Below are 14,306 nucleotides of genomic sequence, written 5' to 3' on the forward strand. Positions count from 1 at the left end.
GATGCGCCGGCGAGTGGCGCCTGCCTTATTTGCCTGATGGCTTCACGCAGCCGATGATCGTGGCGATGGCAGTGGCATCCAGCGTCAAGCCGATGTGCCCCACGCCGGGCACGATCGTGACCGGCACGTGCGCGCCCGCTTCCTCGAACGCCGCCGCGTATTCGCGGGCGTGAAAAACCTCGTCGTCGGCGCCGGCCAGCACGTGCAGCGGCTGCCGCGCGCCGCGTATGTCCGCGCGGTAGTCGTCGTGCGGGCGGAAATTCTGCATCAGGTTGAACGAATACTGCGGCGTGAGCTCGTCGCGGACCTCGGGCGCGAGCGCATAGGCGATCGTCGGCAGATGATTGAAGACGCGGATGCGCAGGCCGTTGAGCATGGTGAGCACGATGAGGCGCGGCAGGCCGACCGACACCCAGCCGCCGACCTCGTTGCGCGTGGTGCGCACCTCATGGTGCAGGAAGGGCGCGAGCAGCACGTAGCGCTCGAACAGACGCTGACGAGTGCCGCCCGCAAAGCGCAGCGCAAAGCCGCCGCCGGACGAGAAACCGATCAGCGTTCTGGGCAGCGCGGCCAGCTCGTCCGGCAGTGCGGCGAGCAGATCTTCGAGGTCGTCTTCGAGCTGACCGATGTAGGCGATCGTGCCCTTGCGCCCCGACTCCCCGTGGCCGCGCATATCGGGCACGCAGGCCGCGTAGCCCGCGGCGGCGAACTGGCGCGCAAGCGGGTGGAGGCTCGCGCTGCTTGCCGACGATCCGTGGATGAGCACGACACACGCTTGCGGCGCGCTCGCCTGCGGCAGGTAGGCGCGCCAGGCGAGCGACACACCGTCTCGCGCCGTATAACGGCGCAACGCGGGAAGGTCGGCAAAGTCGACCTCCTTGAACGGCGCGTTGATCGATTCGAGCGGCTCGGGCTGCCTGGGGCCGCCCTTGACGAGCGCGACGGCCGCCGCAGCGATGGCGGCGAGCGCAACGGCTTGCGAAGCGGCAAAGGCGCTGAGAGCCACGGGTGGACCTCGTGTACGTTATGAGTTGATGGTCTTGCCGGCAGTGATGATAGCCGACTTGCCGCCCATATCATCGGGTCTCCGAAGCATTATGCGCGCCGGATCGCGGCGCAGCGCGCTCAGATAAACAGCGAAATGATGCCGCCGAGCGTAATGCCCGCCGCAATCCAGCGCCCAAGCGTATAGGTGTGGTTCGGGTCGGCGGGCACGTCGGGGCGCTCGAGTCCCAGCGCGCCATAAACGAGCGATTTCACGGGCTGCGCGCTGGCCGGCGTCGACGTTGCGTCGGTTGCGTCGCTCGTGTCAGTGGCATCGCTGGTATCGCTCGTGTCGCTCGCGCCGGTTGCATCGCTCGCGTCGGCCGCGGCGTTGTCGCTGTCCGCGGTATCGTCAGTCGATGCGGCAGCATAGCCTTGCGGCGAAATCTGCACGGCATCGTCCTGCAGTGTAGGCGACGCGCCGTTCGTCGAATCGTTGCTCGACTGCGTGCCGTCCTGCTCTGCCTGGTCTGAAGCCGCGCCCGCACGGTGTGTGCTCGTGTTGGCGCTGCTGTTGGCGAACTGTGTCGCCGCCCCGATTTGCATGGTCGACTCCTTTCGACTTTCTTATGCCCACAATAATCGCAGGTCCGGTGCCGAAACGACTCACGAATAACGCAGAAAAATTCGCGATATTCCGCGGTCAATTCTTTTGCCCAGCCTGCGACAATATCGATATCCGCAACGTCGTGTGGGTATTGGCGCACGACGAATACGTGATCCTCCCCACCCGCAAGAAGAAGTACGCCTCGACGTCGCATGTGGATCAAGTCTCTGCGCCTCACAAATCCGGTCACGTTCGCGAAGAGGCGAGCTTGAAACGCCCGTCACGCCGCGAGATTTTCGAGGCGCTTTATCGCACGCACTATCTGCAAGTCCACACGCGTCTGCCCGATGCGCTCGAGCGCGATCAAAACGACGATTATTCGCACAGCGGCGCGCAGATCGCCTGGGAGATCTGGCAGGCCGCCCACTCACACGCCATCGAGCTTGCGGCGCAGCAATGCGAACTTCGCCAGAATCAGCACGTTCATCAGGATCACAAAGCAATCTGCCGGATTTGCGCGTGCGATATTCGCGCTCTGCAGGCGGATGCAGAGCGCGATGAGGACGTGACGTAAGGAACGTGCCGCTTGCGCCTAGACGGGAACCGAAGCGACAAGGCGCAAGCGGTTCGCGGAACGCTTGGGATCGAGGGCGCGCGTGACTTCGGCGAGCGTATCGCGCATGGTTTCGCGCATGGTGCCCGAAAGCTCGCCCAGCGCTGCTGCGGCGCGGCCTCGCGTGGCGGAGGTGGCCGCCGGGGTGTCGGTTTCCGTAGTGCGGCTCGCGCGTGCGGCGCGCGTCATACCGGCGCGCGCGGGCGGCATGCAAATGCAGCAGGCGGTGGGTTTGTGCGCGTCGCGCACGTGGCGCACGAAACGGCCGGAGCAAACGGTGCAGCTCGACAGCGTGAGCAGGCCGCCTTCGAAGAAGCGCAGCAGCGTCCACGCCCGTGTGAAGCTCAGCACGCGTTCGGTTTCGGCGCTCTCGCAGTGCTCGAGATAAAGGCGGTACGCCCGCGTGAGGGCGTCGAGCCGGCTGCACTTCGCTCTATCCGTAAGGAACAGATAGATGTTGTAGAAGAGCGACGCATGAATGTTCGGCAGCCACGTGAAATACCAGTCTGCCGAAAACGGCAACATGCCCTTGGGCGGCGAAGCGTTCTTGAGTTCCCGGTAAAGCCTGATCAAACGATTGCGCGAAAGCGTCAGTTCTTTTTCGAGCACAGGCATGCGTGCGCCCAGCTGGATCAGCTCGATTGCGCGCAGCACTTCACGCGCTTCTTCGGTCACACTGCCTTTGTACATGACGTGGTACTCCCAGGGGCAGTCGACGACTGCCACAGTGGCCCAGGCGAATGCCTGAATTCACGGGCGATTATAAAAGCGCGACAAAGAGCGTCAAGAATAATATTTGGAAAGAACTTGAAGGATCTATAAAGAAAATGCCACGTGCGGCCGATATTCAGGCATGGCTTGAAACGGGAAATAACCGCGCATTACCACAGGGATTACCTGTTCTGCGTAAATGGAAAGGTCCGGTAAGAGTATAAGTAAAAACCGGCGAAGAATATCGGTGCGCAATGCCCCGTGATTCGGAAAAAATTATTACGGCGTTTTGCGCTTTTACCTTTTCAGGTGCATCTGCCGGTAAACTGCGCCCTTTCCGAATGCATGCGACGCGCGACGTTGCAGCGGCCCGCTCGAACGGCGGGTTCCCTACATAAGCTGCCAACCGATGAATTTGCCTTTCTCCGCCTACACTTCTTCGTTCGCGCAGGCGCGTAAGCGTTTGCATGTGGCCGCGACCGGCAACTTCAACCGCAGTGGCGGCGCACTCGCCAACCCGCCGCGCCGCGCGTTGCTCAAGGGCACGGTGAGCCTGCTGGCGCTGAGCGGTTGCGCCAGCACGTTGTTGAGTGCGTGTGGCGGCGAATACACGGGAGGCGACGGCGCGCAGGATGCGCCGACGCCCGTCATCGGTTCCGTCGCGAACTTCCGCGATCTGGGCGGCGCGGCGCCGGGCTACTCGACGAGCGACGGCGCGCACGTGCGCCGCGCCCTGATTTACCGCTCCGACGCGCTCGCCCCGAACGCAGCCGACGCCGCGACGCTCGAGCGCATGGCGCTTTCCAACGTCTATGATCTGCGCACGCCCGCGGAAATCGACGCGGCGCCCGACTTGACGCCCAGCACCGCGAGTTACCTCGCGCTCAATGTGCTGGGTACACTCGAGCCGCCCTCGTTCGCGGGCATGCTGGCCGGCGAACTCGATGCGGCGATGCAAATGCATTGGCGCACGCTCGTAACAGGCCGCATGCAATGTTCGATCTACGGCTCGCTGCTCGAACATATCGCGGACGCGCCGGGGCCGCTGCTGATCACGGGTGGGGCCGGCGTGGACGTGGTGGGCTGGGCTTGCGCGCTGTTGCTGCTGATCGCAAACGTGCCGCTCGAAATCATCGTGAAGGATTTCATGCTGACGGATGCGTGGCGCTCAACGGGCGTGGATTCGGCCAATCTGACGCCGCCCGTGCAGGCCAGCTATCTGCAGGCCGCGTTCGACGCAGTGCAGGGCAGCTACGGCGACCTCAACCGTTATCTCACCGTGGGTCTCGGCCTTGCGCCCGAAACGGTGAATCGTCTGCGTGGCCGGCTCGTGGTCTGAGCGGCGCGCAGCGTCGAATCAACGGGTAAGCAGAGGGCAACCAGGGACTTACACAGCTGCCCGTGCATCGGCCGGCAGCGCGATACGCACGCGCAGCCCGCCTTCGGGATGATTGGACAACTCGCAGCGGCCACCCTGATTGCGCGTGAGGCGCGTCACGATAGCGAGCCCCAGCCCGCAATGGCCTTCGCCGCCGCGCGCTTCGTCAAGGCGTACGAAGGGTTTGAGCGCCGCGGCCACTCGCTCGGGCGGGATGCCGGGGCCATGATCGCGCACTTCGACGATCCACTGCGCGCCTTCGCGGCGCGTGGCGATTTCCACGGGCGGCACGCCGTGTTCGAGCGCATTGTCGACGAGATTCGACACGAGCCGGTCGAGCAGCGTGCGCTGCAGCCGGAACGCCGAGCCCGCGCGCAGATCGAGCCTGAAGAGCGCATCGTCGTCGTCGCCGGCGTCGGAAAAGAACTGCTCGCGCAGCAGCGCATCGACTTCCACTTCGGGACCCGATTCGGGCCGCTGTCGGGCGAATTCCAGAAACTGCTTGACGATATCGTTCAGCGAATCGACTTCGCGGATGAGCTGTTCGCGCTCGCGCTCCGAGCCCATCATGCTCGCACGCAGCTTCAGGCGCGTGAGCGGCGACTTGAGATCGTGAGCGACGCCCGCGAGCATGACGGCCTGATCGTCGTCGGCTTCGTTGAGCTGTTTCATCATGCCGTTGAACGACCCGATCAGTTCGCGCAATTCGCGCGGCCCATGCTGCTTGACGGGCGCGGGACGATGGCCGGTGCCGAACGCGCGCGCGGCCTGGGCCACGAGCGAAAGCGGCCGCTGCATTTGCCACATGGCGAGCAGCGCGAGAAGCAGCGAGATGGCGAGCATCGAGCCGAACAGCGGCAGCAGGTTGCGCGGGGGCGGCAGATCGACGGGCGCGACGATCCACGTGGGTTGGCCCGCGAAACGCACCCACAGGGCTTCGCGATGGCGCAGGTCGGCGAGAATCTCGGTGCCGGGCGGCAGGTCGCGCAGGAGTTGCTTGCGCAAGTCGGCGAGCGGCTCGCGCATGGGCACTTCGAGCTGCACGTCGGCGGGCATGTTCCAGGTGGGCACGAGATGCACGCGCAGCGCCGGCGCGAGGTCCATTTCATTGGGGGGCGTGCTGGGTGCGGCGCTCGTCGCCGTACCGGGCGCTGCGCTGGTCGCGGCATGCAGCATGAGCAGCAGGCCGCGCTCGAAGCCTTCCACTTCGTGGCGGCGCGGCTGCGGCGCGAACACGACGAACCAGCATGCCTGAATGGCGAACAGCAGGAGCGCGGACATCAGCGCCATGCGCCCGAACAGCGTATTCAACGGATTGTTCATGCCATCACGCGTTCAGGCTGCGGCCGCTGTCGTCTGCTGGGAGATTGTCGATGTCGCCTTCGATGCCGACCCCGCTCTGCGGCACGAACACGTAGCCCTTGCCGCGCAGGGTCTGTACGTAGCGCGGCTGCGCGGGATTGTCTTCGATCACGCGGCGCAGGCGCCAGACCGGTACATCGAGACTGCGCTCGTTGAATTCCAGGCCGTCGGCGTGGAGCAGGTCGTGAATCAGCACGCGTGAAAGCACGCGGTAGGGATGCTCCGTGAAAATCTTCAGGAGCACGAACTCACTGCTGCGCAGCGGCACGCGCTTGCCGTCGCGTTCGAGCGTGCGCGCCATGAAATCGAGCTCGAATGCGCCGAAGCGATAGCGCTCGCGAGCCACGGGTGCGCCCGCGGGGCCGTTGCCGCGCCTGCGCAGCACGGTCTGGATACGCAGCAGCAATTCCTGGGGATCGAAGGGCTTGGCAACGTAGTCGTCCGCGCCCAGCGTGAGACCCGCAATGCGGTCGCCCACTGTGCCGCGCGCAGAGGCGAAGATCACCGGAATGTCGTCGCCTTGCGCGCGCAGGGCGGCAAGGGCGCGCAAGCCGTCGGTGCGGGGCATCATGACGTCGAGCACGACGACCGATGGCCGCTCGCGTTCCAGCCGCGCGCCGAGATGCGTGCCGTCGTGGAGGACCGAGGCCTCGAAACCGTTGGCCCGAAGAAAGCTGGAGAGGAGATCGCGCACGACCGGATCGTCGTCGACGATGAGAACGTGTGGACTCATCGCCGTATTTTATTTGATATCGACAACCGGCAGAACAGCGCGCGACCGCAGAATTCTTGCCGTAGCTTACATGGCCCCTTACTTCATGGCGACGGCGCCTTGCTCGATGGATGCCTGCGTCGCGTGCGCGGATTCCGTCGACGCGACGGATGCGCAGTTGAGTGCGCTCACGCCCTGCTGTGCGCTCGCCTGGTCCGCCGCCGGCTTCGCGGCTGCTTCGTTGGCCGCGGGGCTCGCGGGCTGCGCGGCCGGCGCGTCGATGGACGCCATGCCTGCCGCTTTGGCGAATGCCGAGTTCGCGCCAGCCATTTTCGCGGTCATCGCCGAGACGTCGCCGGACGGTGCGGCATCCTTCTGAGGCAGGCGATGCGCGTGTGCTTGCGCTTGCGCGAGCCGCGCCTGGCGCGCGTCGGCTGCCACGCCGCTCGGCATCTTTTGCAGGTGCAGCGACGCATCGGCTTCGGCAGCCGCGACCTTCGCGCCCGCTTTCTTCACACTTTTCGCGCTGTTCGCAGAGGGGGCGGCCGCTGCGCCATCGGTCTTCGGCGCGGGCGGGATGCCGTGCATTTCGAGCACGGCGTCCTGTGCGGACGGGGCCAGTTGCTGTTCGACGACGCCTTCCTTCACGCGGCGCACGGCAGCCTGCTTGCCATGCTTGAGATCGCCTTCGAGTTCGGCGATGCGTCGATCGTACCAGTCCGTCACGCACGCCTTGTCCTTGCAGTTGTGCTGGCGCCATTGCCACTGGCTCACGCGGTCGGCTTCGAGCGCGGTCGTATCGGTGCCCGCATCGAATGCGCTGCGATAGAGCGCGGCCAGCTTGTCGTCGAGCGCGGAGAGCGTCGGATCGTTGCACACGAGCCGCTCAGAAGCGGACGCGTTATGCGGGCAGTGAAAGCTTGCAGCGTGCGCGAACGGCGAGCCAGCGAGCGACGCGAACAGCGCGATCGCAGCAGCGTTCAGGCCGCGCTTGAAGAAGGGGGCGCGACGGATTTTCGGTTCTCGGTTCATGGCAGCCATGATGATGTTGAAATAGCAGGAGAAAGACAGGGGCAGCGTGTGGCTCGTCCGGCGTCGCAAAGGCGCGAGGCGCCGCAGTGAGAACCGCAGTGAGAACGATAGCGCGGCGATGAATCCGCAATGTCTCACTCAGCGGGGAGAATGCAGGAGCGCTTACGAAACATTACACGCGCAGCCGCGCGCCGTAATCACCGAAGGTCGTCGAGCGCTTGTGGTGCGCGCCTTTGCGTTGAAAAGGCGCCTATGAGCGCCGTTTAACCCCTTACCGAACGGGAGGTTTTTGAAGAAGTGGAAAGTGGCATTCAACATTGACCGATGTCCCGGCCATCGCGCGTATTGCTTTGCACCGATCATGCTTGGCGAGTCCTGTCGGGAACGTGTCATGTTCCGCGCAGCCCATCAACGCATCGGGTATCCGCTCCCATGCCACATGAAATCGTGTCATCCGTCAGCCGTGCGAGCGCACGCACGGTGAAACTCGGCGCCGCGTGTGCCGCGGCGCTCGCGCTCAACGGCTGCGCATGGACGCTCATCACCGCGGCCGATGCGACCGGCTCCGTGATTCAGGCGGGTTACGCGGTCGCGTCGAATTACTCCTCGCCTAAATTCGTGTCGGGGCGGCCGGTCAATCTCAGTTCGATCTGCATCGAGAACAATCCCATGGTCACGTCAGGAGACTTCGTGCCGTCGTTGCAGCTCGTGCTCGCGCAGCGCGGCGTGACTTCGGATGTCTACGGCGCCGGAACCGAGCCGGTGAGTTGTGAAGGACGCCTCGTGTATAACGCATCGATCGAATTCGGCAAGCCGACGTTCAGCGACGAAAGCCGGGCCTATCTTTCGACGATCAATCTGACGATCTTCATGCATAACCATATTGCCATTACGGGGCGTTACGAAGTGCGCGGCCTTGGCACGGACCGCTATTCGAGCGCGGCGGTGAAGCTGAAGGGGCTGCTGGACAGCATGGTGATCGACCAGACGCAGTTGGGCAATTCATTCCAGTCCGCTTCGAGCGACCAGTAAAACCGGTGTCCCGCGCGACGCGCGGGAAAGGATTGGTAAGGCTGCGGGCCTGTACCGGCTCGTTCTCGTCCCTTACGATTTACGCATGGCAAATAATATCTTTCTCGTCGACGACGATCCGGTCGTGCGCGACGTCACGGCCGAATATCTGCAGATGCGTGGCTTTACCGTCACGACGCTGCCCTCCGTGCGTGCGATGCAGGAGCGGCTGCGCTCCGAGCGGCCGCAGGTTGTCGTGCTCGATATCATGATGCCGGAAGTGGATGGCATCAGCGCGCTGCGCGCTTTGCGCGAAAGCGGCGACGACTTGCCGGTCATCATGCTCACTGCGCGCAACGAAGTGATTGACCGCGTGCTGGGCCTCGAATTCGGCGCCGACGATTACGTGGGCAAGCCATTCGATCCGGGCGAGCTGGTGGCGCGCATTCGTTCAGTCATGCGCCGGCGCAGCATATCGAACCTCACGGGCGCGCCGGAGAGCCGGGAATCGTTTCGCTTTGGCCCTTTTGAACTCGATTTCCGTTCGCGGGAGCTGTATCGAGACGAAGTCCGCATGCCGCTGCGTTCGAGCGAATTCGCGTTTCTCAAGCTGTTCGTCAATCACTCGATGACGATTCTTTCGCGCGAGCGCATTATTGAAATCGTGTATGGGGAGGCTGGGCGGTATCGGAACCGGAGTCTCGATGTCGCGATCTGGCGTTTGCGGCGGCTGATTGAAACCGATCCTTCTGAGCCGCGGTATCTTCAGACGGTGTGGGGGCACGGGTATGTGTTTGTGCCGGATGGCGAGGTGGGGTTTGCCGAGCGGTTTGGTGAGCATGCTGCTCGGGAGCCGGCCGGTGAAGCCGGCAGTGAGTATGGCGATGAGTTTGAAGGTGAAATGCCTGATGGTGAGGATGACTGAGCGTTTCATTGAGCTCGTTCTTTAAACCATTGGCATTTTCTTATTTTCGCGGCAGTATGCAAGTGTTGCCCCTGTGCGGGGCGGCACCTACTTTTCTTTGCCAGCGGCAAAGAAAAGTAGGTGCCGCCCCGCACAGGGGCAACGCCCGCGTACCGATGCGAAAACAAGAAAACGCGAAAGCAACCAAAAAACCTCAAAACGTAAGCACACTAAGAAACATACGCTGCAACCACCCGACGGTAGTCGCATCATTGAGCAACCCACGCCCCACCTGCTCGATCCGGGCATTAGCAATCTTCCCCGACTCAACGTAATTATCGGCTTCCACATCGTTAGGATTAACGATCCCGGAAAGCCGCAACCGTTGATGCTCACCGCTCATCGCGATGATCTTCTCCCCGGATACCACCAGATTACCCGTAGGCGTCTTGCTGATGACCGTGACGGCCAGCGTGCCTGTCATGTCGCTCGACAGCGAGTGATTGCCGCTGCCGTTGAACGAGGTCGAAGCCGAGCCGATATTGAACAGGCGCGCGAGTCGCGCCGCCGCGCCGGTCGACTGGTCGGCAGCCGTGGCTGTAATGTTGCTGTCGCGCTTCGCGGCGGCATTCGCGACATCGTTGCCGCTATAGGTTTCGGACAGCCGGATCGTGAGCACGTCGCCGATTCGCTGAGCACGCGGTGTTTCGTACAGCGAGATGGCGGTGCCAGACTGATAGATCGCGCCGCTGGTATTGACGTTCAGCAGCGGTTCCGCGAGCGGTGGCGTCATGGGCGTGTTGACGATCGACTCCGGCGTCGCGCAGCCAGCGAGCGCCGCGGCGAGCGACGCGCACAGCAACACGTACGGCAGGCCTTTCGAACGAGTCGAGCGGCATGCACTGGAAATTGAGGATTCCGATTGATCGAATGGCATGGCGGAGGGGCGGGTGCAAGAGTGATTCATCGGATTTGGCAAATTCAGCGGCTTCGTCGAGTTCGTCCGCGCGGCGACGGATTGGCGTGCACCGCTTCAGCCTTCGTCGAACTGGCTCAGCTTGAGCGTCTTCTCGCTCCCTTTGGCGCGCAGCGTGGCGGGCTTGAGCAGGTATGTGAGCGTCGCGCGCTGGCTGTCGGGCAGCAGGCAGATGGTGATCGTGCTCGATGCGTTCTCCCACACGAGCAGCGGCAGCGAAGACGCGCCAAGCACGCGCGGCGCACCGTAGCGCGAGGCGAGCAGGTTGCGCAGGTCGAATGCCGTTGTCGAGTCCACGACGAACGACATTTCATAAAGCCGCAGCGGGTCGCCGGCCGATGCGTGCGCAAAGCGCAGGATGTGGTCCACCGCGGGCACGCCGTCCACGACGGCGCGCGAGGGCGTCCAGCCTTGCGCCGTGTGGTGCGCCCACCGGCAAGCGACCGTCTGGCTCGTGTAACTCTTGATCATCATGCCGATGTCGCTGCCCGCGATGTCGGTCTCGCAAAGCAGTTCGCTCTCGTGCGGCGTCGCGCGCACCATGTCCGATTGCCGCAGCGCGCTCAGCGGCGTGCCGAGCACAATGCCGCGAAATGCAAAGGGCGAGTCATCCGGCGCCGGAACGCGCGGACGGGTGGGCGGTGCAACGGACGCCGGTCGCCGCTTTTTCGCCGGCGGTGCGGGCGGCTTCGCTGCGCTTGCCGCATGCGCCGCGCTCGCGGTATTCACTGCGCTCGCCTCGCTCGGCGGGTTCGCCGGCGCGGGGGCCTCCGGCGCGACGTAGATTTGCACTCGCCCTTCGTAGTGCGTGTCCGCGTGCGCGGGTGAGAGCGGCGCGGCCAGGTATGCCGCGCTCAAAACGAAAGCGATCAATGACGCCCGTTTCATCGGCTGGACCTCGATCAGTCGACCGCCGCCGCGCACGCGTCGAACGGCACGGCTGCGGGGTGACCGACCAGCGGCACGATCTTCAGCGTGGCCGATGCGACCCGGCATGGAAAGGCCACCACGGCACAGCCGTCGAGCGGCAGCGCGAGGCAGGCGAGGGCAATGGCCGACGCGGCGCGCCCCAGATGCGATGACAACCGAGGTGTCAGGCACATGGGCGAGCGCTGCGTCAACGGCTCCCGTGAGGGCGTAGTGGTCATGCCGAAGTGTTGATGTTGTGGCCGAGCGGACCGACCGGCGAGGCCGGATTCACGGTTTCTTGCTGCGGAAAGGGGTTACCGGCGGTGCCTCCCGTGCTGGAGTTTTTGGTGTTGCGGTTTTCGCCCAGCGTCGTCAACGAGGACGTGTGCGCGATGCTGCTCGAACCGATAGGGCTGGTCATGATGGGCCTCCTTGGCGCAATGGAACAAAAAAGGGGCGCGCCGAGAAGGGGGAAGCGCGCCCCGCCTTACGCCGATCGGGGGGCAATCGGCGTGCGGCGAGGCAAATCTTCGCTTCCAGAGCGCTCGCATGAAGCAGGAATCAGCGTGGCCTTTGGCCAATCGCTTACGAGTCCTTCCAGGGGTATACGAATGTGCAAGATTGAACGGCGGGAGTACGGCCGGAGGCCGCTGACGAGGCGATGAACCAGGCTGGAACGGAAGGAAATCCGCAAACGCGATTTGCGCGCGCCGCGTATTGGGAGGGGAAGGAGGAGGGGGAGACGAAGTCGGTGAATCGAGCGCGTGTTCCCGGGCTGCCTGGGTCAGCAGCCCGGGAACAGGTAAAGGCAGGTGGAAGCAGGCGGCGTCAAACCCTCTTCATGCGTTCCCAGCCGTGGCGCACGGCGGCCTTGAATCTTTCCCAGCCGTTTTCCGGGTAGCGCGACTCCCAATCCTCGCGAGCACTCGGCTCAATCCCTTGCCAGTCGTGTCCGCGATACCGTTCGTCCTGGCCTAGCGTTGCACCGTGCTCGTAAGCCGCGCAATATTCTTCGTAGGACATGCCTGAGTCCGCGTAGTTTGCGTCATAGTCTTTGCGGACTTCCGTCTCGTAGGATGCGTCGTCGAGCGGGGTGCCCATGACAGGATCGCCCACCAGGCCTCTCGCCGATGTCGGCTGCGCTTTGGCCGCGCTCGGGGTTCGCTCGGGCACCGTTGTTGCGTGCGTTGTGACCTGCTGCATGCCGCTGACTACGGTTGGCACTGCAGAGGAAAATGCCGCATGCCGTGTTTCGGCTGCCGCCTCGGGCGATGTCTCGTGCGAATTGCCGGTCGCCCGAACCGTGCTCCGGGAGGGCGCGATGCCCGACGAAGCGTTGTGCCAGGCACTGCTGCGTTCCTCGATGTCCGCTGCGCCCGCGCTGCGCATTACCTCGCGCGCCAGATTCACTTGCATTTCGGAAACGTCCGCACTGACGACGGCTCCGCCGCGACGGATGAACTCGCGGTAATCTTCGGTCTCCGGCGGATAGGCGCCGTGCGTAAAGAGCCGCGCGAACAAGCGTTCGAGTTGATCGAATACCGGCGTGTGTTGTCCCGTGTCGCTCGAGCCAGTTGCATACACACGCGGCCCTTTTTCCTCTGGGGCCTCGACCGACATTGAGTAAATGGCGATATCGGCTTGCGCGACGCCGGCGTCACCAAGTGCCTTTTGCGCGGAACGTGCGCTCCCATAGCTGTCGTAGACGCCCAATACGGTTTGTCTCATGACTGTCTCCCTTCGCTTTCGACGGGCGGCGATGCCGCCGCGTACGAGGCGTGGGCGCAACGGTCATGCCCGAATACGGGAGCACCCGATAGGGGCGATCTGGCACCTGGGGGGCGTATGGGGCCAGGCGGGAGACGCACCCATCCGCACCGATGGCCGAGGCCGATCTGTGCGGATTCAGCGGGTCCATGCTGGACCCGCGAACGACATCAATTGCCCGCGATCGTGTCGACCGGCTTGAAATCGCCGTGCTGGACCTTGTAGATGGTCACGGGCGCATCCTTGAGGTCGCCGGTCGAATCATACGAAATGGTCGCAGCCGACACGCCCTTGATCGACAACTTGTCGAGGTAGGGGCCATAGACCTTCGGATCGGTCGAGTTCGCGTCCTTCATCGCGTTGAGAAGCGCCATCGTGCCGTCGTACGAGTACGGCGAGTACGTGATGGGATCTTCGCCGAAGCGCGCCTTGTAGCGCGTGGCGTAGCTGGCGAAGCCGGGCATCTTTTCCTTCGGCAGGCCGCCCATGTACACGATCGCGCCTTCGGCCGCGCTGCCGCCGATCTTGAGGAAGGTGGGCGAGCGCGACATTTCTCCGGTCACGAACGCCGCCTTGATGCCAAGCTGGCGCATCTTGCGGATCATCGGCGACGATTGCGCGTCGCCGCCGCCGTAGAACACGGCGTCCGGATTGAGGCCCTTCAGGTTGGTCAGGATTGCAGAGAAGTCCAGTGCCTTGTCGTTCGTGTAGTCGCGCTTGATCACCGTGCCGCCGGCGGCCTCGACGGCCTTCGCGAACTCGTCGGCAATGCCCTGGCCGTATGCGGTGCGGTCGTCGATGATCGCAATGCGCTTGTAGTGCAGCGTCTTCACCACATAGGAGCCGACGATGCGGCCGGCCTGCGCGTCGCTCGTCAACAGGCGAAACGTCGTCTTGTAGCCGCGCGCCGTATACACCGGCGAGGTCGCCATCGAAATTTGCGGCAGGCCGGCGCGGTTGTACAGATCCGAGGCGGGAATGCTGGTGCCCGAGTTGAAGTGGCCGATGATGCCGCTGACGCCGTCGTCGATCAGGCGTTGCGCCACCACGGTTCCCGTGTGCGGGTCAGCCTGGTCGTCCTGCGAGTCGAGTTCGAACGAGACGGGCTTGCCGCCGATGGTGGGATGCGTGGCGTTGAAATCGTTGATGGCGAGTTGCACGCCTTTTTGCATGTCGGTGCCATAGTTCGACTGCGCGCCCGTGAGCGGCGCCGCAAAACCAATCTTGACGACGTCGGCGTGCGCGGCGGCACATGAAAATGCCCAGGCGACTACAAGTGCGGAGTGCTTAACCTTCAATTTCACTTTTCACTTCCCCTCAGGTGCATGTTGGGCAATGCC

At 63.9% G+C, this 14,306-nt stretch carries 17 protein-coding genes; 5 read left to right on the top strand and 12 right to left on the bottom strand.

Annotated features, from left to right (window positions below):
• Nucleotides 1-25: 25 nt before the first annotated feature.
• Both A3CW_RS0133060 and A3CW_RS48290 read right to left on the bottom strand, forming a co-directional pair.
• On the bottom strand, nt 26-1,006 hold the full coding sequence (locus A3CW_RS0133060; protein WP_028207390.1) for an alpha/beta hydrolase: 981 nt from the start codon (nt 1,004-1,006) through the stop codon (nt 26-28).
• Nucleotides 1,007-1,125: 119 nt separating this feature from the next.
• A complete protein-coding gene (locus tag A3CW_RS48290; RefSeq protein WP_051481867.1) occupies nt 1,126-1,590 on the bottom strand; it encodes a hypothetical protein in 465 nt (154 codons plus the stop codon).
• Nucleotides 1,591-1,742: 152 nt separating this feature from the next.
• Here A3CW_RS48290 and A3CW_RS0133070 point away from each other — a divergent pair, with 152 nt between their 5' ends.
• On the top strand, nt 1,743-2,165 hold the full coding sequence (locus A3CW_RS0133070) for a hypothetical protein (protein ID WP_211254110.1): 423 nt from the start codon (nt 1,743-1,745) through the stop codon (nt 2,163-2,165).
• Between the two features lie 18 nt (nt 2,166-2,183).
• On the opposite strand, the gene flhC is transcribed toward A3CW_RS0133070, so the two are convergent.
• Nucleotides 2,184-2,894 carry a flagellar transcriptional regulator FlhC gene (gene flhC, locus A3CW_RS48295; protein WP_028207392.1) on the bottom strand — a complete coding sequence of 237 codons (711 nt, stop codon included), beginning with the start codon at nt 2,892-2,894 and terminating at the stop codon, nt 2,184-2,186.
• A gap of 50 nt (nt 2,895-2,944) precedes the next feature.
• Between flhC and A3CW_RS52640 the strand changes: the two genes are divergently transcribed.
• Complete coding sequence (locus A3CW_RS52640) at nt 2,945-3,139, top strand: hypothetical protein (protein ID WP_154678098.1); 195 nt, start codon at nt 2,945-2,947, stop codon at nt 3,137-3,139.
• A gap of 185 nt (nt 3,140-3,324) precedes the next feature.
• Entirely contained in the window at nt 3,325-4,254 is a 930-nt protein-coding gene (locus tag A3CW_RS0133080; RefSeq protein WP_081771919.1) for a tyrosine-protein phosphatase, read from the top strand.
• Between the two features lie 48 nt (nt 4,255-4,302).
• Here A3CW_RS0133080 and A3CW_RS0133085 read toward each other — a convergent pair whose 3' ends face one another.
• The 3 genes from A3CW_RS0133085 to A3CW_RS50400 all read right to left on the bottom strand — a co-directional run bounded on the left by A3CW_RS0133085 (nt 4,303) and on the right by A3CW_RS50400 (nt 7,399).
• A complete protein-coding gene (locus A3CW_RS0133085) occupies nt 4,303-5,616 on the bottom strand; it encodes an ATP-binding protein (protein WP_028207394.1) in 1,314 nt (437 codons plus the stop codon).
• A gap of 4 nt (nt 5,617-5,620) precedes the next feature.
• Nucleotides 5,621-6,388 (bottom strand): response regulator, encoded by a 768-nt coding sequence (locus A3CW_RS48300; protein WP_081771920.1) that lies wholly within the window; start codon nt 6,386-6,388, stop codon nt 5,621-5,623.
• 78 nt (nt 6,389-6,466) lie between these two features.
• Entirely contained in the window at nt 6,467-7,399 is a 933-nt protein-coding gene (locus A3CW_RS50400) for a lysozyme inhibitor LprI family protein (protein WP_051481868.1), read from the bottom strand.
• A 447-nt stretch (nt 7,400-7,846) separates the two neighbouring features.
• On the opposite strand from A3CW_RS50400, the gene A3CW_RS0133100 reads away from it, so the two are divergent.
• A complete protein-coding gene (locus A3CW_RS0133100) occupies nt 7,847-8,431 on the top strand; it encodes a hypothetical protein (RefSeq protein WP_407669790.1) in 585 nt (194 codons plus the stop codon).
• A gap of 85 nt (nt 8,432-8,516) precedes the next feature.
• Nucleotides 8,517-9,335: a response regulator gene (locus A3CW_RS48310; RefSeq protein ID WP_063750885.1), complete on the top strand. Its 819-nt coding sequence runs from the start codon at nt 8,517-8,519 to the stop codon at nt 9,333-9,335.
• Nucleotides 9,336-9,528: 193 nt separating this feature from the next.
• Here the strand turns inward: A3CW_RS48310 and A3CW_RS0133110 are convergent, their stop codons facing one another.
• The 6 genes from A3CW_RS0133110 to A3CW_RS0133135 form a co-directional block, all read right to left on the bottom strand.
• Complete coding sequence (locus tag A3CW_RS0133110) at nt 9,529-10,251, bottom strand: flagellar basal body L-ring protein FlgH (protein ID WP_081771921.1); 723 nt, start codon at nt 10,249-10,251, stop codon at nt 9,529-9,531.
• Nucleotides 10,252-10,347: 96 nt separating this feature from the next.
• On the bottom strand, nt 10,348-11,163 hold the full coding sequence (locus tag A3CW_RS50640) for a hypothetical protein (RefSeq protein ID WP_154678099.1): 816 nt from the start codon (nt 11,161-11,163) through the stop codon (nt 10,348-10,350).
• A gap of 29 nt (nt 11,164-11,192) precedes the next feature.
• Nucleotides 11,193-11,375 (bottom strand): DUF6726 family protein, encoded by a 183-nt coding sequence (locus tag A3CW_RS53450; protein ID WP_035514680.1) that lies wholly within the window; start codon nt 11,373-11,375, stop codon nt 11,193-11,195.
• A 59-nt stretch (nt 11,376-11,434) separates the two neighbouring features.
• Nucleotides 11,435-11,620 carry a hypothetical protein gene (locus A3CW_RS0133125; protein ID WP_028207397.1) on the bottom strand — a complete coding sequence of 62 codons (186 nt, stop codon included), beginning with the start codon at nt 11,618-11,620 and terminating at the stop codon, nt 11,435-11,437.
• A 407-nt stretch (nt 11,621-12,027) separates the two neighbouring features.
• Complete coding sequence (locus A3CW_RS0133130) at nt 12,028-12,912, bottom strand: hypothetical protein (RefSeq protein ID WP_245623809.1); 885 nt, start codon at nt 12,910-12,912, stop codon at nt 12,028-12,030.
• Nucleotides 12,913-13,136: 224 nt separating this feature from the next.
• Nucleotides 13,137-14,270 (bottom strand): branched-chain amino acid ABC transporter substrate-binding protein, encoded by a 1,134-nt coding sequence (locus A3CW_RS0133135; RefSeq protein WP_028207399.1) that lies wholly within the window; start codon nt 14,268-14,270, stop codon nt 13,137-13,139.
• Nucleotides 14,271-14,306: the final 36 nt, after the last annotated feature.

The organism is Paraburkholderia nodosa DSM 21604 (assembly GCF_000519185.1).
Taxonomy (GTDB): Bacteria; Pseudomonadota; Gammaproteobacteria; order Burkholderiales; family Burkholderiaceae; genus Paraburkholderia; species Paraburkholderia nodosa.

Bases quoted from the DNA above. Each gene is read 5' to 3' on its own strand.
- A3CW_RS48290 (WP_051481867.1), bottom strand. From the start codon at position 1,590: ATGCAAATCGGGGCGGCGACACAGTTCGCCAACAGCAGCGCCAACACG.
- flhC (WP_028207392.1), bottom strand. From the start codon at position 2,894: ATGTACAAAGGCAGTGTGACCGAAGAAGCGCGTGAAGTGCTGCGCGCA.
- A3CW_RS52640 (WP_154678098.1), top strand. From the start codon at position 2,945: ATGCCTGAATTCACGGGCGATTATAAAAGCGCGACAAAGAGCGTCAAG.
- A3CW_RS0133080 (WP_081771919.1), top strand. From the start codon at position 3,325: ATGAATTTGCCTTTCTCCGCCTACACTTCTTCGTTCGCGCAGGCGCGT.
- A3CW_RS0133085 (WP_028207394.1), bottom strand. From the start codon at position 5,616: ATGAACAATCCGTTGAATACGCTGTTCGGGCGCATGGCGCTGATGTCC.
- A3CW_RS48300 (WP_081771920.1), bottom strand. From the start codon at position 6,388: ATGAGTCCACACGTTCTCATCGTCGACGACGATCCGGTCGTGCGCGAT.
- A3CW_RS50400 (WP_051481868.1), bottom strand. From the start codon at position 7,399: ATGAACCGAGAACCGAAAATCCGTCGCGCCCCCTTCTTCAAGCGCGGC.
- A3CW_RS48310 (WP_063750885.1), top strand. From the start codon at position 8,517: ATGGCAAATAATATCTTTCTCGTCGACGACGATCCGGTCGTGCGCGAC.
- A3CW_RS0133110 (WP_081771921.1), bottom strand. From the start codon at position 10,251: ATGCCATTCGATCAATCGGAATCCTCAATTTCCAGTGCATGCCGCTCG.
- A3CW_RS0133125 (WP_028207397.1), bottom strand. From the start codon at position 11,620: ATGACCAGCCCTATCGGTTCGAGCAGCATCGCGCACACGTCCTCGTTG.